Source organism: Micrococcus sp. PSi08 (assembly GCF_054960655.1).
The window spans coordinates 31,499-49,121 of the sequence record NZ_JBHNYP010000015.1; the positions used below are offsets into that span (position 1 = coordinate 31,499).

Annotated in this window: 12 protein-coding genes and 1 tRNA gene; 11 read left to right on the forward strand and 2 right to left on the reverse strand. The window is 72.4% G+C overall.

Annotation, left to right across the window (positions count from 1 at the left end):
• Positions 1-30: 30 nt before the first annotated feature.
• Together ACFI33_RS06795 and ACFI33_RS06800 are read right to left on the reverse strand one after the other, a co-directional pair.
• Positions 31-1,866, reverse strand: a complete 1,836-nt coding sequence (locus ACFI33_RS06795) for an AMP-dependent synthetase/ligase (RefSeq protein WP_396830987.1) — start codon at positions 1,864-1,866, stop codon at positions 31-33.
• A 68-nt stretch (positions 1,867-1,934) separates the two neighbouring features.
• On the reverse strand, positions 1,935-3,548 hold the full coding sequence (locus ACFI33_RS06800) for a dolichyl-phosphate-mannose--protein mannosyltransferase (RefSeq protein WP_396830985.1): 1,614 nt from the start codon (positions 3,546-3,548) through the stop codon (positions 1,935-1,937).
• A 96-nt stretch (positions 3,549-3,644) separates the two neighbouring features.
• Here ACFI33_RS06800 and rsmI point away from each other — a divergent pair, with 96 nt between their 5' ends.
• From rsmI to glmU, 11 genes are all read left to right on the forward strand, one after another.
• The gene (gene rsmI, locus ACFI33_RS06805; protein WP_101967340.1) at positions 3,645-4,502 is read left to right on the forward strand and encodes a 16S rRNA (cytidine(1402)-2'-O)-methyltransferase; all 858 of its coding nucleotides are present in this window, start codon (positions 3,645-3,647) and stop codon (positions 4,500-4,502) included.
• A 184-nt stretch (positions 4,503-4,686) separates the two neighbouring features.
• On the forward strand, positions 4,687-5,382 hold the full coding sequence (locus tag ACFI33_RS06810) for a hypothetical protein (RefSeq protein ID WP_138976778.1): 696 nt from the start codon (positions 4,687-4,689) through the stop codon (positions 5,380-5,382).
• A gap of 596 nt (positions 5,383-5,978) precedes the next feature.
• Positions 5,979-7,466, forward strand: coding sequence for an NAD-dependent succinate-semialdehyde dehydrogenase (locus tag ACFI33_RS06815; protein ID WP_256748584.1), 1,488 nt, complete (start codon positions 5,979-5,981; stop codon positions 7,464-7,466).
• A gap of 119 nt (positions 7,467-7,585) precedes the next feature.
• Positions 7,586-8,539 carry a TatD family hydrolase gene (locus ACFI33_RS06820; protein ID WP_462623856.1) on the forward strand — a complete coding sequence of 318 codons (954 nt, stop codon included), beginning with the start codon at positions 7,586-7,588 and terminating at the stop codon, positions 8,537-8,539.
• Positions 8,540-8,563: 24 nt separating this feature from the next.
• A complete protein-coding gene (locus ACFI33_RS06825; RefSeq protein WP_152743697.1) occupies positions 8,564-10,384 on the forward strand; it encodes an ABC transporter ATP-binding protein in 1,821 nt (606 codons plus the stop codon).
• A 60-nt stretch (positions 10,385-10,444) separates the two neighbouring features.
• Positions 10,445-11,368: a 16S rRNA (adenine(1518)-N(6)/adenine(1519)-N(6))-dimethyltransferase RsmA gene (rsmA, locus tag ACFI33_RS06830; protein ID WP_230260082.1), complete on the forward strand. Its 924-nt coding sequence runs from the start codon at positions 10,445-10,447 to the stop codon at positions 11,366-11,368.
• Positions 11,365-12,333, forward strand: a complete 969-nt coding sequence (locus ACFI33_RS06835; protein WP_462623859.1) for a 4-(cytidine 5'-diphospho)-2-C-methyl-D-erythritol kinase — start codon at positions 11,365-11,367, stop codon at positions 12,331-12,333. Before rsmA ends, ACFI33_RS06835 begins: the two co-directional genes overlap by 4 nt.
• A 65-nt stretch (positions 12,334-12,398) precedes the next feature.
• Positions 12,399-14,240: an ABC-F family ATP-binding cassette domain-containing protein gene (locus ACFI33_RS06840; protein WP_462623860.1), complete on the forward strand. Its 1,842-nt coding sequence runs from the start codon at positions 12,399-12,401 to the stop codon at positions 14,238-14,240.
• Positions 14,241-14,381: 141 nt separating this feature from the next.
• On the forward strand, positions 14,382-15,875 hold the full coding sequence (locus ACFI33_RS06845) for an exopolysaccharide biosynthesis polyprenyl glycosylphosphotransferase (protein ID WP_020627443.1): 1,494 nt from the start codon (positions 14,382-14,384) through the stop codon (positions 15,873-15,875).
• Positions 15,876-15,939: 64 nt separating this feature from the next.
• Positions 15,940-16,011 (forward strand) — tRNA-Gln (locus tag ACFI33_RS06850).
• 37 nt (positions 16,012-16,048) lie between these two features.
• Positions 16,049-17,542 carry a bifunctional UDP-N-acetylglucosamine diphosphorylase/glucosamine-1-phosphate N-acetyltransferase GlmU gene (gene glmU, locus ACFI33_RS06855; protein WP_036340435.1) on the forward strand — a complete coding sequence of 498 codons (1,494 nt, stop codon included), beginning with the start codon at positions 16,049-16,051 and terminating at the stop codon, positions 17,540-17,542.
• Positions 17,543-17,623: the final 81 nt, after the last annotated feature.

Here is a 17,623-nt window from a genome sequence, read left to right on the forward strand (position 1 = left end):
CCCGGCCCGTCGTCGTCCGGGGGCGCGGGGTCAGCGACGGTAGAGGGCCTCGACGTCCTCGGCGTGGTCCTCGATCACCTGGGCCCGCTTGAGCTTCTGGGACTGGGTGACGTGCCCGGAGTCCTCGGTGAACGGGTGGTCCAGGATGCGGAAGCGGCGGATGGACTCGGCGCGGGAGACGCCCCCGTTGACCTGGTCCACCGCCTCCTGGATCGAGGCCAGCACGGTGGGGTCCGTCGCGGCCTCGGCCGGCGTGAGGCTGAGCTCGCGGTCCAGGGCCCACTGGGTGAAGGCCTCGGTGTCCAGGGTGATGAGGGCGCCCACGAACGGGCGGTTCTCGCCGACCACCACGACGTGCTCGATGAGCCGGTGCTGGCGCAGCGCCTCCTCCATGGGCGTGGGGTACACGTTCTTGCCGCCGGCGGTGATGATCACGTCCTTCTTGCGGCCGGTGATCCGCAGGAAGCCGTGCTCGTCCAGCGCGCCGATGTCCCCGGTGCGGAAGAAGTCGTCCTCCATGGCCTCCGCCGACGCCTTGGGCATGCCGTGGTAGCCGTCGAACACCACGGGGCCGCGGATGAGGATCTCGCCGTCCTCGGCGATCTTCACCGTCACCCCGGCCACGGGCAGGCCCACGGTGCCCACCCGGTGCGCGCCGGGGATGTTCACGGTGGCCGGCGCGGTGGTCTCCGTGAGGCCGTAGCCCTCCACGATCGGGATGCCGGCGCCGCGGAAGAAGTGCACCAGCTCCGGGGAGAGGGCGGACGCGCCGGACACGCACGAGATCACCTCGCCGCCGAGGGCCTCCCGGATCTTGCGGTAGACCAGCCGGTCGAACAGCGCGCGCCGGGCGCGCAGCAGGGCCGAGGGGCCGGGGCCGTCCCCGAACTCGGCCTCGTCGACGGCCGTGGACCACTCGATGGCGGTGCGCTTGGCGGCCGCGTAGATCGGCCCGGTGCCGCTCTTCTGGGCCTTGGCCTCGATGCCGGCCTCGACCTTCTCGAACACGCGCGGCACGGCCAGCAGCCACGTGGGGTGGAAGGAGGCGAGGTCGCCGAGCAGCGTGGCCGGGGAGCCGGAGTGGGCCACCTGGATGCGGGCGTACAGGCAGATGACCTGGACGGCGTGGGCGAGCACGTGGGCCAGCGGGAGGAAGAGCAGGGTGCGCGACGTCGTCGTCGGGGACCACTGGACCACCTCGCGCGCGAAGTGCAGCACGTTGATGGCCGCGCCCACGAAGTTGCCGTGCGTGATCACGGCGCCCTTCGGGCGGCCGGTGGTGCCGGAGGTGTAGACGATCGAGGCGGGGCTGGCGAGGGTCGCCAGGGAGCGGGCGTGCTCGACGGCGTCGTCCGACACGAACGCGCCGGCCTCGGCCAGCTCCGCCAGCCCAGCGTCCGTCAGCGGGAACGTCGCCACGTCCACGCCCGCGTGCCCGGCGGCCTCGGCGACACGCTCGCCGAGCTCCTCGCTGCCGACGGCGACCACCCGCAGGCCCGAGTCCGTGACGATGTGCTCCACCTGGTGGGCCGAGGAGGTCTCGTAGATCGGCACGGAGACGGCGCCGGCGAACCACACGGCCTGGTCGAGGACGGCCCACGCGTAGGAGGTGGGGGAGAACAGGCCCACCCGGTCCCCGGGCTGGACGCCGCGGGCGATGAGGCCGGCCGCCACGGCGCGCACTTGGGTGAGGAACGCGGTGAAGTGGACGTCCACCCAGCCGCCCGCGCCGTTGCGCACGGCGTACACGGGGGCGTCCGGCCGGTCGGCACAGGAGGTGACGATCAGGTCCGTGATGTTGGAGTCCGCCGGCGGCATGCCGACGAGCTCGGTGGCGGACTCATGGACGGGGCTCTGGTTCTGCACGGTCCGAGCGTATCCATTTCCGGGCGTGCGGCGCGCGGTCGGGCACGCCCGCGCCCGGGACGTGGCCGTCAGATCCAGCTGCTGAACCACATCCGCCAGCGCCACTGGTCGTACGAGATGACGTCGCCGATCCACACGGGCAGGAAGAACAGGGACACGGCGACGGCGATCGTCACGTACGCCAGCACCAGGGCCGAGCCCCAGCGGGGCCCGGGCCGGCGGCCCGGCCGCAGCAGCAGCGAGAGCGCCAGGGCGATCATCATCACGAGGAAGGGCTCGTAGGCGATCGTGTAGAAGAAGAACATGGTCCGCTCGGGCCACAGGAACCACACCAGCTGCCCGGCCGCGTAGGCGCCGAGCAGGGCGCCGGCCCGCCAGTCCCGGTGGCGCACCAGCAGCCACACGCACACGAGGACGGCGGCCAGGCCCGTCCACCACACGAACGGGTTGGCGATGTCCGTGATGGCCGACGAGCACGCGCCCGCGGCGTCCGCCGGGCAGATCCCCTCGCCGGGCTCTGCGCCCTCGTAGTAGTAGCTCACGGGCCGGCCCATGAACGGCCAGGTCCACGGGTTGGCGGCGTAGTCGTGGGGGCTGGTGAGGCCCTGGTGGAAGGTCGTGGACTCCTCGTGGTAGTGCCACAGGGAGCGCAGCGGGCCGGGGACCAGCCCGGCGAGCAGGCCCTCCGGCGGGTTGTCCCGGTGCCAGTCCCGGTAGTAGCCGCCCTCCGTGACGAACCAGCCGGTCCACGAGGCCAGGTAGGCGACCAGGCCGCCGCCCACCACGGCCACGAACGCGTACAGGCCGTCCTTCTCGACGCCGGCCCACGCCCAGTGCCGCACCCCGGCGGTCCGGCGTGCGGACATGTCCCACAGGACCGTGAGCAGGCCGAAGGCCGCCATGAACGCCAGCCCGGAGAGCTTCACGGCGCAGCCGGCGCCCAGCAGCACGCCCGCGACCAGTCGCCACGGGCGCCAGCCGAGCCACGGCCCGCTGGCCAGGGCGTCGCGTCCCCGCCGGGCGACGTCGTGGGCGAGCCGCTCCGCGAGCAGCCGCCGCCCGTGGACGCGGTCCGCCAGCAGCGCGGCGAAGGCCGCGAGCACGAAGAACGAGAGGAAGATGTCCAGCAGCCCGATGCGGGACATCACCAGGTGGTGACCCTCCACGGCCAGCAGCAGCCCGGCGACCGCGCCCAGGGACACCGAGCGCAGCAGGTGCTGCGTGGCGAGGGCGACCAGCAGGACGGACAGCGTACCGGCCACCGCGGCGCTGAACCGCCAGCCCACCCCGTTGTCCGGGCCGAACGCGAGCATGCCCAGGCCGATCAGCCACTTGCCCAGCGGCGGGTGCACCACATAGGCGGCCCCCTCGAGCGGCTCCGCCTCGCCGCGCGCGAACGCGTCGTTGACGTCCTCGTCCCACCGCCGCTCGTAGCCGGACTCCAGGAGGGAGTAGGCGTCCTTGGGGTAGTAGGTCTCGTCGAAGATCAGCTGGTCCGGGTGGGCCAGGTTCGTGAACCGCAGCACGCCGGCGATCACCGTGACCAGCAGCGGCAGGATCCAGTGCCACCGCGTCAGGGGCGCCGCACTCACCCCGAGGCGGGCGCGCAGGGCGGCGACGCCGAAGGGGCCGTCGTCGACCGCGACGGCGGCGGGGCGGGAGGCGAGGGCGGTGGCGGGCACGGGCTCCATGCTAGGGGGACGGGTGGACCGCGAGACGTGCACGGTGGCCGGGGCCGTAGGCTCGGGGCAGCCGTCCGTCCGTCGAAAGGTCGTCCCATGCCCGAGGGCCGTATCGTCCTGGCCGCCACCCCCATCGGCAACCTCGGGGACGCGTCCGCGCGCCTGCGTGAGCTGCTGGCGGAGGCGGATGTGATCGCCGCCGAGGACACCCGGACCGCGCGGCGCCTGTGCGCCGGTCTGGGCGTCACCCCGACGGGCAGGGTGGTGGCCCATCACGAGCACAACGAGGCGGCCTCCACCCAGGGGCTGCTGGACCAGGTGCGCGGCGGTGCCACGGTGGCGGTGGTCTCGGACGCGGGCATGCCCACGGTCTCGGACCCGGGCTATCGGCTCGTGGCGGCCGCGGTGTCCGCAGGGCTGCCCGTGACCTGCGCGCCCGGCCCCTCCGCCGTGACCACCGCGCTCGCCCTCTCCGGCCTGCCGACGGACCGGTTCGCCTTCGACGGCTTCGTCCCCCGCAAGGACGGGGAACGACGGCGATGGCTCACCTCCCTGCTGACCGAGGCCCGCACCGTGGTCGCCTTCGAGTCGCCGCAGCGTCTGGCGGACGCGCTGGCCGTCGTCGTGGAGGTCCTCGGTGCGGAGCGGCCGGTGTGCGTGGCCCGCGAGCTCACCAAGCTGCACGAGGAGGTGGTGCGCGGCACCGCGGCCGAGGTGCATGCCTGGGCTGCGGAGCGGCACGCGGGGGAGGGGATCCGCGGGGAGATCGTGCTGGTGATCGGGCCGCCCGCGCCCGGCGCCGAGGGCGAGGCGTCCGAGGCGGACGCCGTCGCCGAGGTGGCGGTGTTGGTGGAGTCCGGCACCCGGCTGAAGGAGGCCGTGGCCGCGGTGGCCGGAGCCCATGGGATGCGGAGCCGGGAGCTCTACCAGGCGGTGCTCGCGGCCAGGGGCTGACACGTCCCCGGCTGCACAGCCAGCAGCGCTTACCGCGTGAACAGTCGATTCACAACGGGCCTCTCAAGCGTGAATAATCACAGATTCCACGACTCGTCGGTTGTGGCAGGACCGCTACTATGTCAGAGTGCCTCATGCCTGTGGAGGTGCCCCAGGTCCCCAGAAGCACCACGAAAGGCTTGGCATGGTCAACGAAACTCGAGCGATCTCGCGCCGACAAGTAACTAAGGGTGTCACCTGGTCCGTCCCGGCGATCGCTGCCACCGCCGCAGCCCCGGCCTTTGCTGTATCGAGCGTTGGCGTGGTTGCCGGCGCAACTCTGTACGCGAACCCGCTCATGACGAAGTACGTCCAGGCGCAAAACGGTACGACCGCGCTCTATCTGAATGCCACACCGGGCGTGGGTATCCCCGATGCCACGGCCTGCCAATCCGTCCAGAACAAGAAGATCTCGATCGTCTACACGGCTCCTGCGGGCATCGTCGACTTCCGCAAGGTCCTGAACGCTCGGAAGGCCGGCACCCCCTACAACACCTACACGAACGGCAGCGTGGGCGACAGCAAGACCTTCTACACGTTGAAGGTCGGGGACCGCTTCGTGACCGGCACCAACCCCGCATACTGGGAAGTCACCAAGCTGGCCTCGGACGGGTCCTCCATCACCCTGACGTATTCAGCACCCATTACCGGCTGCTATTACTACGCACAGCCGTCATTCAATCCCTACTTCTGGGCCAAGGACGTGGCGTCCATGGTCAACCAGGTCCACCTCACCGCGTATATCGGCACGCAGCGCGTCGCGTTCGACACGGGGGCCGCGTCGAACGTTACCTGGTCTGCCGATCGCCTCGAGATCATCGGCCCCAAGACGACGAACTGACTCGAGTCTCTCTCAACCCACGTGTCAGCGAGGGGTGGCTGCAGCCCTCTGCAGCCACCCCTCGCTGCATTCCTGGGCGTTGCTCCCACCTGCTGGAGCCGCCACGAGCCGAGGGCTCGATGGAGTCGTCGGGTGTTCCACCCGGTGACCCAGTCCAGGATCGCGACCTCGATGGCGATCGCGGAGGGCCCTGGTGGCCCGTACCGGTTGCACCAGACCCTCAGTGTCTGCACGCCGACGCCGACTTGGGGTGCGACGGCACGGCTCGACTCCGATCTCGGACCGCCGTCGAGTGCCCGACGGTCGTGAACCATGCGCACAGCACGCTCACGCACCCCGGGACCGAACTTCTCGGGCCTTTCGATTCTTCTTGCTGAGACTCGGGACGAAACCCAGAGCGCTTCACCCCACGGAGGTTCTCCCGATCGTCACCGCGCGACGCTCACCAGCGTCCTGGCGGGGTACAGCTAGGATCGGCCGTGGAGCCGCTGCCGACCGCCGCCGGACGGCGTCGGAATAGCCGTGGCCGTCCACCCGTTTCCTTTCAGGACGCGGGGCGTGCCGCCTCCGACCACCGACCCCGAAAGAGGTGCATCATGACCGTGACCGCTGAGCGCGAGAAGGCGCTGCTGGAGTCCGTCCCCACCGGCCTGCTGATCGACGGCGAGTGGCGCGATGCCTCCTCCGGCAAGACCTTCGACGTGAAGGACCCGGCCACCGGCAAGGTCATCGCGAGCCTGCAGGACGCGAACTCCGACGACGCCATGGCCGCCTTCGACGCCGCCTGCGCCGCGCAGGCCGACTGGGCCCGCACCCCGGCCAAGGAGCGCGCCGACATCCTGCGCCGCGCCTACGATCTGATCAACGAGCGCGCCGAGGACTTCGCGCTGCTGATGACCCTCGAGATGGGCAAGCCGCTCGCCGAGGCCCGCGGCGAGGTCACGTACGGCAACGGCTTCCTGCGCTGGTTCTCGGAGGAGGCCGGCCGCCACTACGGCCGCACCCTGACCGTGCCCGAGGGCACGCTGCGCATGCAGGTGCACCACCGCCCGGTGGGCCCGTGCCTGCTGATCACCCCGTGGAACTTCCCGCTGGCCATGGCCACCCGCAAGGTGGGCCCCGCCGTCGCCGCCGGCTGCACCATGGTCCTCAAGGCCGCCAAGCTGACCCCGCTGACCACCCAGCTGTTCGCGCAGGTGATGCAGGAGGCCGGCCTGCCCAAGGGCGTGCTCAACGTCGTCGCGGGCTCCTCCGCCTCGTCGATCTCCGGTCCGATCCTGCAGGACCGGCGCCTGCGCAAGGTGTCCTTCACCGGCTCCACGCCGGTCGGTGTGCGCCTCATGAAGGACGCCGCGGACAACGTGCTGCGCACCTCCATGGAGCTCGGCGGCAACGCCCCGCTCATCGTCTTCGAGGACGCGGACCTGGACGCCGCCGTCGAGGGCGCCTTCGCCGCGAAGATGCGCAACATGGGCGAGGCCTGCACCGCCGCCAACCGCTTCCTCGTGCACGAGGAGGTGGCCGAGGAGTTCACGCAGAAGTTCGTGGCCAAGCTCGAGGCGCTCAAGCCCCTGCGCGGCACCGACCCGGAGTCCACCCTCGGCCCCATCGTGGACGAGGGCGCGCGCGACGACATCGACCAGCTCGTCCAGGACGCCGTGGCGGCCGGCGGCGAGGTGCTCACCGGCGGCCACAAGATCGAGGGCGACGGCTACTTCTACGCGCCGACCGCGATCAAGGTGGAGAAGGGCAACCCGATCCTCCAGCAGGAGATCTTCGGCCCGGTGGCCCCGATCGTGACCTTCTCCTCCGAGGAGGAGGCCATCGAGATGGCCAACGACACCGAGTACGGCCTCGCCTCCTACGTGTTCACCAAGGATCAGGCCCGGATGTACCGCGTGGCCGAGAGCATCGAGTTCGGCCTCATGGGCTACAACGTGGGCGTCATCTCCAACCCGGCCGCGCCGTTCGGCGGCGTGAAGCAGTCGGGCCTGGGCCGCGAGGGCGGCGCCGAGGGCATCGAGGAGTACACCTCGGTGCAGTACATCGGCATCGCCGACCCGTGGGCGGCCACGAAGGCCTGACCCTCGCGCCGAGCCGTGTCCTCCGGGGGCGGTATCGGGTGGTATCCGACGTGGATACCACCCGATACCGCCCCCGAGGTGTATCAGCGGCCCGGGCTCGGCTCCCTAGAGTGGGGTGCATGGCCCACACATCCGAGACCCCGCTCGCCTACCGCGCCCCCGCCCAGCAGCCGGACGACGACGGCGGCCCGCGCCGGGACGCCCGCGAGGAGAAGTCGGGACGTCGGCGGCGCCTCGAGTACCCGCCCGCACCGGAGCCGCTGCCAGTGCCCGTCGTGGACAACCACACGCACCTCGACTTCCGCGACGGCCTGGTCCGCGTGGACGTCCACCAGGCGATGGACGCGGCGGAGGCCGTGGGCGTGGTCGGTGCGGTCCAGGTGGGCTGCGACGTCGCTTCGGCCCGGTTCACGATCGCGGCGATCGAGGCCGAGCCCCGCCTGCTCGGCGCCGTGGCGCTGCACCCCAACGACGCGGCCCGCCTGGCCGAGCATGGCGAGTTCGAGGAGGCGTTCGCGCAGATCGCGGAGCTCGCCCGCCACCCCCGCGTGCGCGCGGTGGGCGAGACGGGCCTCGACTACTTCCGGACGCAGGACGAGGCCGGCCACGCGGCGCAGCAGGAGTCCTTCCGCCGGCACATCCGACTCGCCCGCGAACTCGGCAAGGCCCTGCAGATCCACGACCGGGACGCGCACGATGACGTCGTCCGGATCCTGCTCGAGGAGGCCGCCGACGGCGGACTGCCCCCGCACGTGGTGTTCCACTGCTTCTCCGGCGGCCCCGACCTGGCCCGCACGTGCACCGAGCACGGCTGGCACATGTCCTTCGCCGGCCCTGTCACCTTCAAGGCCAACGACGAGCTGCGCGAGGCGCTGCAGATCGCCCCGGCCGAGCTGCTGCTCGTGGAGACGGACGCGCCCTTCCTCACGCCGCATCCGCATCGGGGTCGCCCCAACGCGCCCTACCTGATCCCGCTGACCCTGCGGGGCATGGCGGAGACGCGCGGCGACGACGTGGACGCCCTCGCCCGCGCGGTGAGCGAGAACACCGCCCGGGTGTACGGCTCGTTCTGAGCCGATCCAGCCCCGGCCCCTAGGATGGACGACGTGCTGACCCGACTCCTCAAAGCCCGGCTGCCCGAGGGAACGCAGTACCTGGTGGACCGGCCCATGCGGATCCGCCTCGTGTTCGTGGTCCTCGGGTCCGTCCTCGTGGCCGGCCTCGAGATGGTGGCGCTCGCCTCGATCCTCCCGCTGGTCAGCCTGCTGACCTCGGGGGAGCTGGGCTCCCCGGCGCTCGAGGGGCTGCTGGCCCGGTTCGGGGCCGTGACGGTGCCGGAGCAGACGGTGGCCTTCGCCGTCGTGATCGTGCTGGCCTTCCTGCTCAAGGCGATCCTGGTGCTCGCGTTCCGCTGGTGGACCATGGGGTTCACCAATCAGAACCTGATCCGCACGTCCGCCACGCTGCTGCGCTACTACCTGCGGGCCGACTACGGCCTGCACCTGACGCGCACTGTGGGCACCCTGGTCAACAACGTCACCGGCACCTCCAGCATGGCGTACACGGGCGTGGTGAACGCGTCCGTCACGTTCCTCACGGAGGCCGTGACGCTCGTCGCGGTGGCGGTCGTGGTGGGCGTCTCCATGCCGCTGACGGGGCTCGGGATGGCCCTGTACTTCCTCGCCGTCGCCTGGGTGATCAAGACCGTGATCCGCCGCCCGGCCTCCCGCCTGGGCTGGACCCTGGTGACCGCGGGGGAGCGGGCCAACACGGCGGCGCTGCAGGGCCTGGAGAACTACAAGGACGTGAAGATCCGCGGCAACGACTCGGCCTTCATGGAGGAGTACCGCGCGGCCCGCATGGAGAGCGCCGAAGCCACGCGGCTCAAGATGATTCTCACGATGATGCCGCGCTACGTGCTCGAGGTCGCCTTCGTGGCCGCCATCGCGGCGCTCGTGGCCGTGGCCTTCATCCAGGGCCGCGGCGGGGAGGCGTTCGGCTCGCTCGCCCTGCTCGCGATGGCCGGCTTCCGCGTGCTGCCGTCCATGGCCGCGCTCATGGCCACCACCAATGAGATCCGCACCTCCTGGCCGGCCTTCGAGCGCACGACGGCGGAGCTCGCTGCCGCGCAGCCGGTCCTGCACGCGGCGGACCGGCCCTACGAGCGCATCACGTTCGAGGAGTCCATCGAGGTGCGGGACGCGTCCTTCACCTACCCCGGCAAGGCCGAACCGGTCCTGCGCGACATCGACCTGCGCATCCCCTTCGGCTCCTCGTACGCCTTCGTGGGCGGCAGCGGTGCCGGCAAGACCACCCTGGTGGACCTGGTCATCGGCTTCCACCACGCCCAGCGCGGTGGGGTCTACGTGGACGGGGTGGAGCTCGAGGCCAACCCGCGCGGCTGGTGGGACAACGTGGCGTTCGTCCCGCAGTCCGTCACCGTGGTCAACGGGACGGTGCTGCACAACGTGCTCCTGGACGTCGAGGCCACCCAGACGGCGGACCGGGCCGAGGTGGAGCGCGTGCTGCGCGAAGCCCAGCTGGGCCAGTGGCTGGACGAGCTCCCCGACGGCCTGGACACCGTGATCGGCGAAGGGGCCGTGGGCGTCTCCGGCGGCCAGCGCCAGCGCCTGGGCATCGCGCGCGCGCTCTTCCGGCGCCCCCGCCTCCTCGTGCTCGACGAGGCGACGTCGGCCCTCGACAACCTCACGGAACGCCGGGTCACCGAGGTGATCGAGTCGCTGCGCGGCCGGATCACGGTCATCGTGGTCGCCCACCGTCTCTCCACGGTCAAGCGCTGCGATCAGATCGTGCTGATGGACCAGGGGCGGATCATCGGCCAGGGCACGTTCGCCGGGCTGCAGGAGACGAGCCCCGAGTTCCGCGAGCTCGTCCGGCTCGGTGACCTCTCCACCTGAGCGGACCCCGCGCCGCTGCGTCCCGGCTACCCCGTCCGGCGCCCCGATAGACTCGCGGGCATGGTCCAGCCCTCCCCGCACCCCGCCCCCGCCCCGCTGCTGAGCGCCGCGGACGTGCGGCGCATCGCCGCCGAGCTGGACCTGCGTCCCACCAAGCAGTGGGGCCAGAACTTCGTGATCGACCCGAACACGATCCGGCGCATCGTGCAGGCCGCGGACGTGACCGCGGACGAGCACGTGCTGGAGATCGGCCCCGGGCTGGGCTCGCTCACCCTCGGCCTGCTGGACGCGGCCGCCGCCGTCACCGCCGTCGAGATCGACCCGGTCACCGCCGCCCGCCTGCCGCGCACCGCCGCCGAGTTCCGCCCCGGGGCCGAGGACGCCCTCGCGGTGCTGCACGCGGACGCCATGACGCTGAGCGAGCAGGCACTGGCCGAGGTCCGGCCCGCTGCCGCGGCCGGCGGCCCCACCGCGCTCGTGGCGAACCTGCCCTACAACGTGGCCGTGCCCGTGCTGCTGCACGCGCTCGCGGTCCTGCCGGGGCTGCGGCACGGCCTGGTGATGGTGCAGGAGGAGGTCGCGGACCGTCTCGCGGCCGGGCCTGGTTCCAGGGTCTACGGCGTGCCGTCCGCCAAGGCGGCGTGGTATGCGGAGGTGCGCAAGGCGGGCACCATCGGCACCCAGGTGTTCTGGCCCGCTCCGCGCATCCACTCCGGGCTGGTCGCCTTCACCCGGCGCGAGCCGCCGGCGGGCAGCGCGTCCCGCCGGGAGGTCTTCGCCGTGGTGGACGCCGCCTTCGCCCAGCGCCGCAAGACCCTGCGCGCCGCGCTCGCCTCCTGGGCGGGGTCGCCGCAGGCGGCGGAGGACGCCCTGGTGGCCGCCGGCGTGGACCCACGCGCCCGCGGCGAGGCCCTGGACATCGCGGCCTTCGCGAGGATCGCCGAGCACGGCCCGCGGCGTGCGGCGGAGGAGGTGAGCGCATGACGACGGAGGACCTCGGCCTCGACCCCACGGCCCGGCACGTCACGATCAGCGCCCCCGGCAAGGTGAACCTGTCCCTGCGGGTGGGGCCGCCCGGCGCGGACGGCTACCACCCCGTGGCCACCGTGTACCTGGCCGTCAGCCTGCGGGAGACCGTCACGGCGATCGCGCGCACGGACGGGAGGATCACCGTCGGCCCGTCGGGCCGCCACATCAGTCTGGTGGACACCGAAGACGTGCCCTGGGACGAGCGCAACCTCGCGCACCGCGCCGCCGCACACCTGAGGCACACCCTCGGACTCGATCCTGACAGCCACGGCGTCCACCTCGAGGTCGCCAAGCAGGTCCCGGTCGCGGGCGGCATGGGCGGCGGCTCCGCCGACGCGGCCGCCGCGCTGCTCGCGTGCAGCGCCCTGTGGGAGACCGGGCACACCCGCGCCGAGCTCGCCGAACTGGCCGCCCCGCTGGGCGCGGACGTGCCCTTCAGCGTGCTGGGCGGCGCCGCCGTCGGGCTCGGGACCGGGGCGGAGCTGACCCCCGTCGCGGCCCGCACCCCGGTGCACCTCGTCCTCGTCCCGGCGGACGCCGGGCTGTCCACCCCCGTGGTGTTCCAGACCCTGGACGAGCTGCGCCGGGAGGGTCACCTGCCCGACGGGCCGGCGCGCCCGGAGGTGAACGAGGCCGTCCTGCGGGCCCTCACCGCGGCGGACCCGCTCGAACTCGCCACCGCCATGGACAACGACCTGCAGACCCCGGCCGTCGTCCTGTTCCCCGAGCTCTCGGACGTCCTCGATCTCGGCCTGGACGAGGGCGCGCTGCGCGGCATGGTCTCCGGCTCCGGCCCCACCCTGCTCTTCGTGGCGCAGGACGAGGCCTCCGCGCTGCGGCTGGCCTCGGCCATCGAGGAGCGCACGGGCGTGCGCGCCCTCCCCGTCCACGGCCCCGTGCCCGGCGCCCACGTGCTGTGACACCCGGCGGCGCACCCCGCCGCCCCCGACCACCCCTCCTCCGTCCGGAAAGGACCACCTCCTCCATGGCCCACCTGCTCGGCGCCGAGAACATCGGCATCGCCTTCGGAACCCGCACCGTCCTCGAGGGCCTCTCCCTCGGCGTGGATGAGGGGGACCGGATCGGACTCGTGGGCCGCAACGGCGACGGCAAGTCCACGCTCATGCGCATCCTCGCCGGCCTCCAGGAACCCGACACGGGCCGCGTCACCCGCCGCGGCGGCGTCCGCGTGGGCGTGCTGGACCAGCAGGACCGGCTCGACCCGGAGCACACCGTGCGTCAGGCCGTGGTCGGGGACGTGGACGACCACGTGTGGGCCTCAGACCCCAAGGCCCGGGACGTCCTGGGCGGTCTCCTCGACGGCTTCGACCTGGAGCAGTCCGTGCGGGGCCTCTCCGGCGGCCAGCGCCGTCGCGTGGCCCTGGCCCGTCTGCTCGCCGGGGACGACGACGTCCTCTTCCTCGACGAGCCCACCAACCACCTGGACGTCGAGGGCGTCGCGTGGCTCGCCCGCCACCTGACGCAGCGCTGGCGCCCCACCGACGGCGGCCTTGTGGTGGTCACCCACGACCGGTGGTTCCTCGACGAGGTCTGCACGCGCACGTGGGAGGTGCACGACGCCACGGTGGACCCGTTCGACGGCGGCTACGCGGCGTGGGTGCTCGCGCGCGCGGAGCGCTCCCGGCAGGCGGCGGTGACGGAGCAGAAGCGTCAGCAGCTGGTGAAGAAGGAGCTCGCCTGGCTGCGCCGTGGCGCCCCGGCGCGCACGTCCAAGCCGAAGTTCCGCATCGAGGCGGCCAACGCCATCATCGAGGACGTCCCCGCCCCGCGCGACTCGGTGTCCCTGGCGAAGATGGCCACGGCCCGGCTCGGCAAGGACGTCCTCGACCTCGAGCACGTGAGCCTGACGCTGGGGGAGAAGCCGATCCTCGACGACGTCACCCTGCGCCTGGCGCCCGGCGAGCGGCTCGGCGTGGTCGGCGCCAACGGTGCGGGCAAGTCGACCCTGCTGCGCCTGCTCGACGGCCGCATCGCTCCGGACTCGGGGCGGGTGAAGCGCGGCAAGACGGTGGTCTCGGCCACCCTCACCCAGGACGTGAAGGAGCTCGACGACGTCGCCCACCTGCGCGTCGCGGAAGTCATGGCCCGGGAGGGTTCGTCCTTCCAGGTCGGTGACCGCGAGATGTCCTCCGGCCAGCTGCTCGAGATGCTCGGCTTCGGCACCTCCCGGCAGTGGACTCAGGTCTCCGAGCTCTCGGGTGGCGAGCGCCGGCGCCTGCAGCTGCTGCGCCTGCTCGTGGGTGAGCCCAACGTCCTCATGCTCGACGAGCCGACCAACGACCTGGACACGGACACCCTGGCCGCCGTCGAGGACGTGCTGGACGGGTGGCCGGGGACCCTCGTGGTGGTCTCCCATGACCGGTACCTGCTCGAGCGTGTCACCGACCACCAGGTCGCCCTGCTCGGGGACGGCAAGGTCCGCGGCCTGCCGGGCGGGGTGGATCAGTACCTCGAGCTGCGCGCCGCGATGGACGAGGCCGGCGGCCCGGCCCGGGGAGCCGGCCCGGTACGGGGCCGCAACGACGTCGTCGGGACGTGCGCGGGCATGGGCGGGCCGGAGGAGGACACCGGGCCCACCGAGGCGGAGCGTCGGCTGGCCCGCAAGGAGATGGCCCGGCTCGAGAAGCAGATGACCCGGCTGCGGGACCGCAAGTCCGGCCTCGAGGCGCGGATGGCCGAGCTGGGGCAGGCGCAGGACTTCGATGCCCTCACCGCGGCCTCCGCCGACTTGAAGGACCTCGACGCACAGCTGGACGTCCTGGAGGAGGAGTGGCTGCAGGCTGCCGAACTCGCCGAAGGGGACTGACGGGCGGGCGCGCACAGGAGAGTGCGGCAGGTCGCACAGCCGGCGACTGTTTCCGTCCTATAATCGGGGGCCGGGGCACGGCACCATGCCCGGCCCACATGACGTGGACCATCCCCCCGCGTCAGGACGGAGGAGCAGAGCGTGTTCGCGAGCCCCGGTGACGAGTCGACCACGCTTCGCATGGGCTCGACCGCCCGTGGTCGTGTCCTGGGCCGGCCCTGGGAGCGAGGCCTTCCGCGACTCGTCCTGGTCGTGGACGTGGTCGCGGTCCTGCTCGCCACCTTCGTGTCGGCCCAGCTCCGCTTCGGCGGACCGCGGCGCACCACCCTCCCGGGCGCCGCACTCGTCGACTACAGCGTCATCAGCCTCGCGCTGAGCGCGGCCTGGGTGCTCGCGCTGACCATCCAAGGCTCCCGGGACATCCGGATCCTGGGGGTGGGCACCGAGGAGTACAAGCGGGTCCTGCAGGGCACCCTCTACCTCTTCGGCACCGTCGCGATCCTCGCCTATGCGGCAGGTCTCGAAGTGGCGCGCGGCTACGTGGGCCTGGCTCTGCCGCTGGGCGTGCTCCTGCTCCTGCTGGGCCGGTTCCTCGTGCGCGGGTGGGTGGCGCGGCAGCGACACCGCGGCAGGTTCCGGCGGCGGCTCCTGCTCGTCGGCGGCCCGAAGGCGGTCCGGCACATCTTCCAGGCCCTCGACTCCGAGGCCGGCGCCGGCTACGCCCCCGTGGCGGCGGCCCTCCCCGGATACAAGACCCGGCAGGAGGACTACCTCCCGATACCGGTCTCCACGGACCTGGACACCGTGGAGGACGTGGTCGCCCACGTGGAGGAGCGCGACGTCGAAGCCGTGGTGATCACCTCGGGCCACCCGTTCGTCCCCGGGGACGTCCGCCGGCTCGGCTGGGAGCTGCAGGAGCGCGGTGTCTCCCTGATCATGGCGCCCGCCCTCGTGGACGTCGCCGGACCCCGCCTCCACACGCAGCCCCTCGCGGGTCTGCCGCTCATCCACCTCTCCACCCCGCGCCTCTCCGAGGGCAAGGCGTTCGCCAAGCGGGCGTTCGACGTCGTCGCGTCGGGGCTGGGCCTGATCGCCATCTCGCCGCTGTTGATCGCCGTCGCGATCGCGGTCAAGGCCACGGACGGCGGGCCGGTGTTGTTCCGCCAGGAGCGCATCGGTCTCGGCGGCAGGCCGTTCACCATGCTCAAGTTCCGTTCCATGGTGGTGGATGCCGAGGAGATCCGGCAGCGGCTCGTCTCGGACGGCGGGGATGCGGACGTGCTGTTCAAGATGAAGGACGACCCGCGCATCACCCGGGTCGGCAAGCTCATCCGCCGCACCAGCATCGACGAGCTGCCCCAGCTCGTGAACGTGCTGCGGGGGGACATGTCCCTCGTGGGCCCGCGGCCCCACCTGCCGCACGAGGTCGAGGCCTACGAGCAGTACGTGCACCGCCGCTTCCTGGTGCAGCCCGGCATCACGGGGCTGTGGCAGGTCTCCGGCCGGTCCGACCTCCCGTGGGAGGAGGCGGTCCGCCTGGACCTCTACTACGTGGAGAACTGGTCCATCCTGGGCGACCTCGTGATCCTGGGGCGGACCGTCAAGGCCGTGATCGCCGCCGACGGCGCCTATTGACCCCGGATCCGCGCGACCCGTGTGGAAGAATGGGCCGTCGTCGCCGCCCCCTGGGGTCCGGCGCTCCGCCCTGGTGTAATGGCAGCACGCCGGCCTTTGGAGCCGTGCGGTCTAGGTTCGAATCCTAGGGGCGGAACCCCCGTCCGCTGACCCCCACCGGTGCAGGAGCCCCCATGTCCCAGCCGTCCGCCCGTCCCTCCGCCGTGATCGTCCTGGCCGCGGGCCAGGGCACCCGCATGAAGTCGACGACGCCGAAGATCATGCACGCGATCGGGGGGCGCTCCCTCGTGGGCCACGCGCTCGCGGCGGCCTGGTCGCTCGCGCCGGAGCACCTCGTGGCCGTGGTCCGGCACGAGCGGGCCCGCGTGGCCGAGCACCTCGAGACGGTGGCGGCCCAGCTGGGCATCGACGCGCTGGCGATCGCCGACCAGGACGACGTGCCGGGCACCGGCCGCGCCGTCGAGCTGGGCCTGGCCGCCCTGCCCGCGGACCTCGAGGGCACCGTCGTGGTGACCTACGGCGACGTCCCGCTGCTGACCCCGGAGACGCTCGCCCGCCTCGTCGCGGACCACGAGGCGGACGGCAACGCCGTCACCGTGCTCACCGCCACCCTCGAGGACGCCACGGGCTACGGCCGCATCGTCCGCGACGCCGAGGGCCTCGTGGAGCGGATCATGGAGCACAAGGACGCCCTCACCCACGCCGAGTCCACGGGGGATGACTCCTTCGTGGCGATCCGCGAGGTCAACTCCGGCATCTACGCCTTCGACGCCGCCCTGCTGCGCCGCACCCTGCCGGAGATCTCCACGGACAACGTGCAGGGCGAGAAGTACCTCACGGACGTGCTCGGCATGGCCCGCGCCGAGGGCGGCCGTGTCGCCTCGGTGGGCACGGACGACGTGTGGGAGGTCGAGGGCGCCAATGACCGCCGTCAGCTCTCCGACCTGGGCCGCCAGCTCAACGACCGCGTGCTGCGCGGCTGGATGAAGGAGGGTGTCACGGTCGTCGACCCGTCCTCCACGTGGGTGGACGTCACCGTCTCCCTGGCCTCGGACATCACGCTCAAGCCCGGCACCCAGCTGCACGGGGCGACGTCGGTGGCCACGGGCGCCGTCGTCGGCCCGGACTCCACCCTCACGGACACGCAGGTGGGGGAGGGTGCCGTGGTGAAGCGCACCGACGCCACGGAGGCCGTGATCGGCGCGGGCGCGACCGTCGGCCCGTTCACCTACCTGCGCCCGGGCACGGTGCTGGGGGAGGACGGCAAGATCGGCGCGTTCTACGAGACCAAGAACGTGACCGTGGGCCGCGGTGCCAAGCTCTCCCACCTGGGCTACGCCGGGGACGCCGAGATCGGCGAGTACACCAACATCGGCTGCGGCAACATCACCGCCAACTACGACGGCGTCGCCAAGCACCGCACCGTGATCGGCGCGCACGTGCGCACCGGCTCGAACACGGTGTTCACGGCCCCGGTCTCGGTGGGCGACGGCGCCTACACCGGCGCGGGCGCCGTGGTCCGCGAGGACGTGCCCGCCGGGGCCCTGGCGCTGAACGCCGTGAGCCAGCGCACCCTCGAGGGCTGGGTGCCGGCCAAGCGCCCGGGCACCTCCTCGGCCGAGGCCGCGCGGGCCGCCGGCGCGGAGGGCTCCGGCGCTCAGGGCTGACCCCGCGCGCCCGACAAGAGGTCGGCGTGTCACAACCGTACCGATTCCGGTACGGTTGTGACACCAGAGATGAGGTGGTGA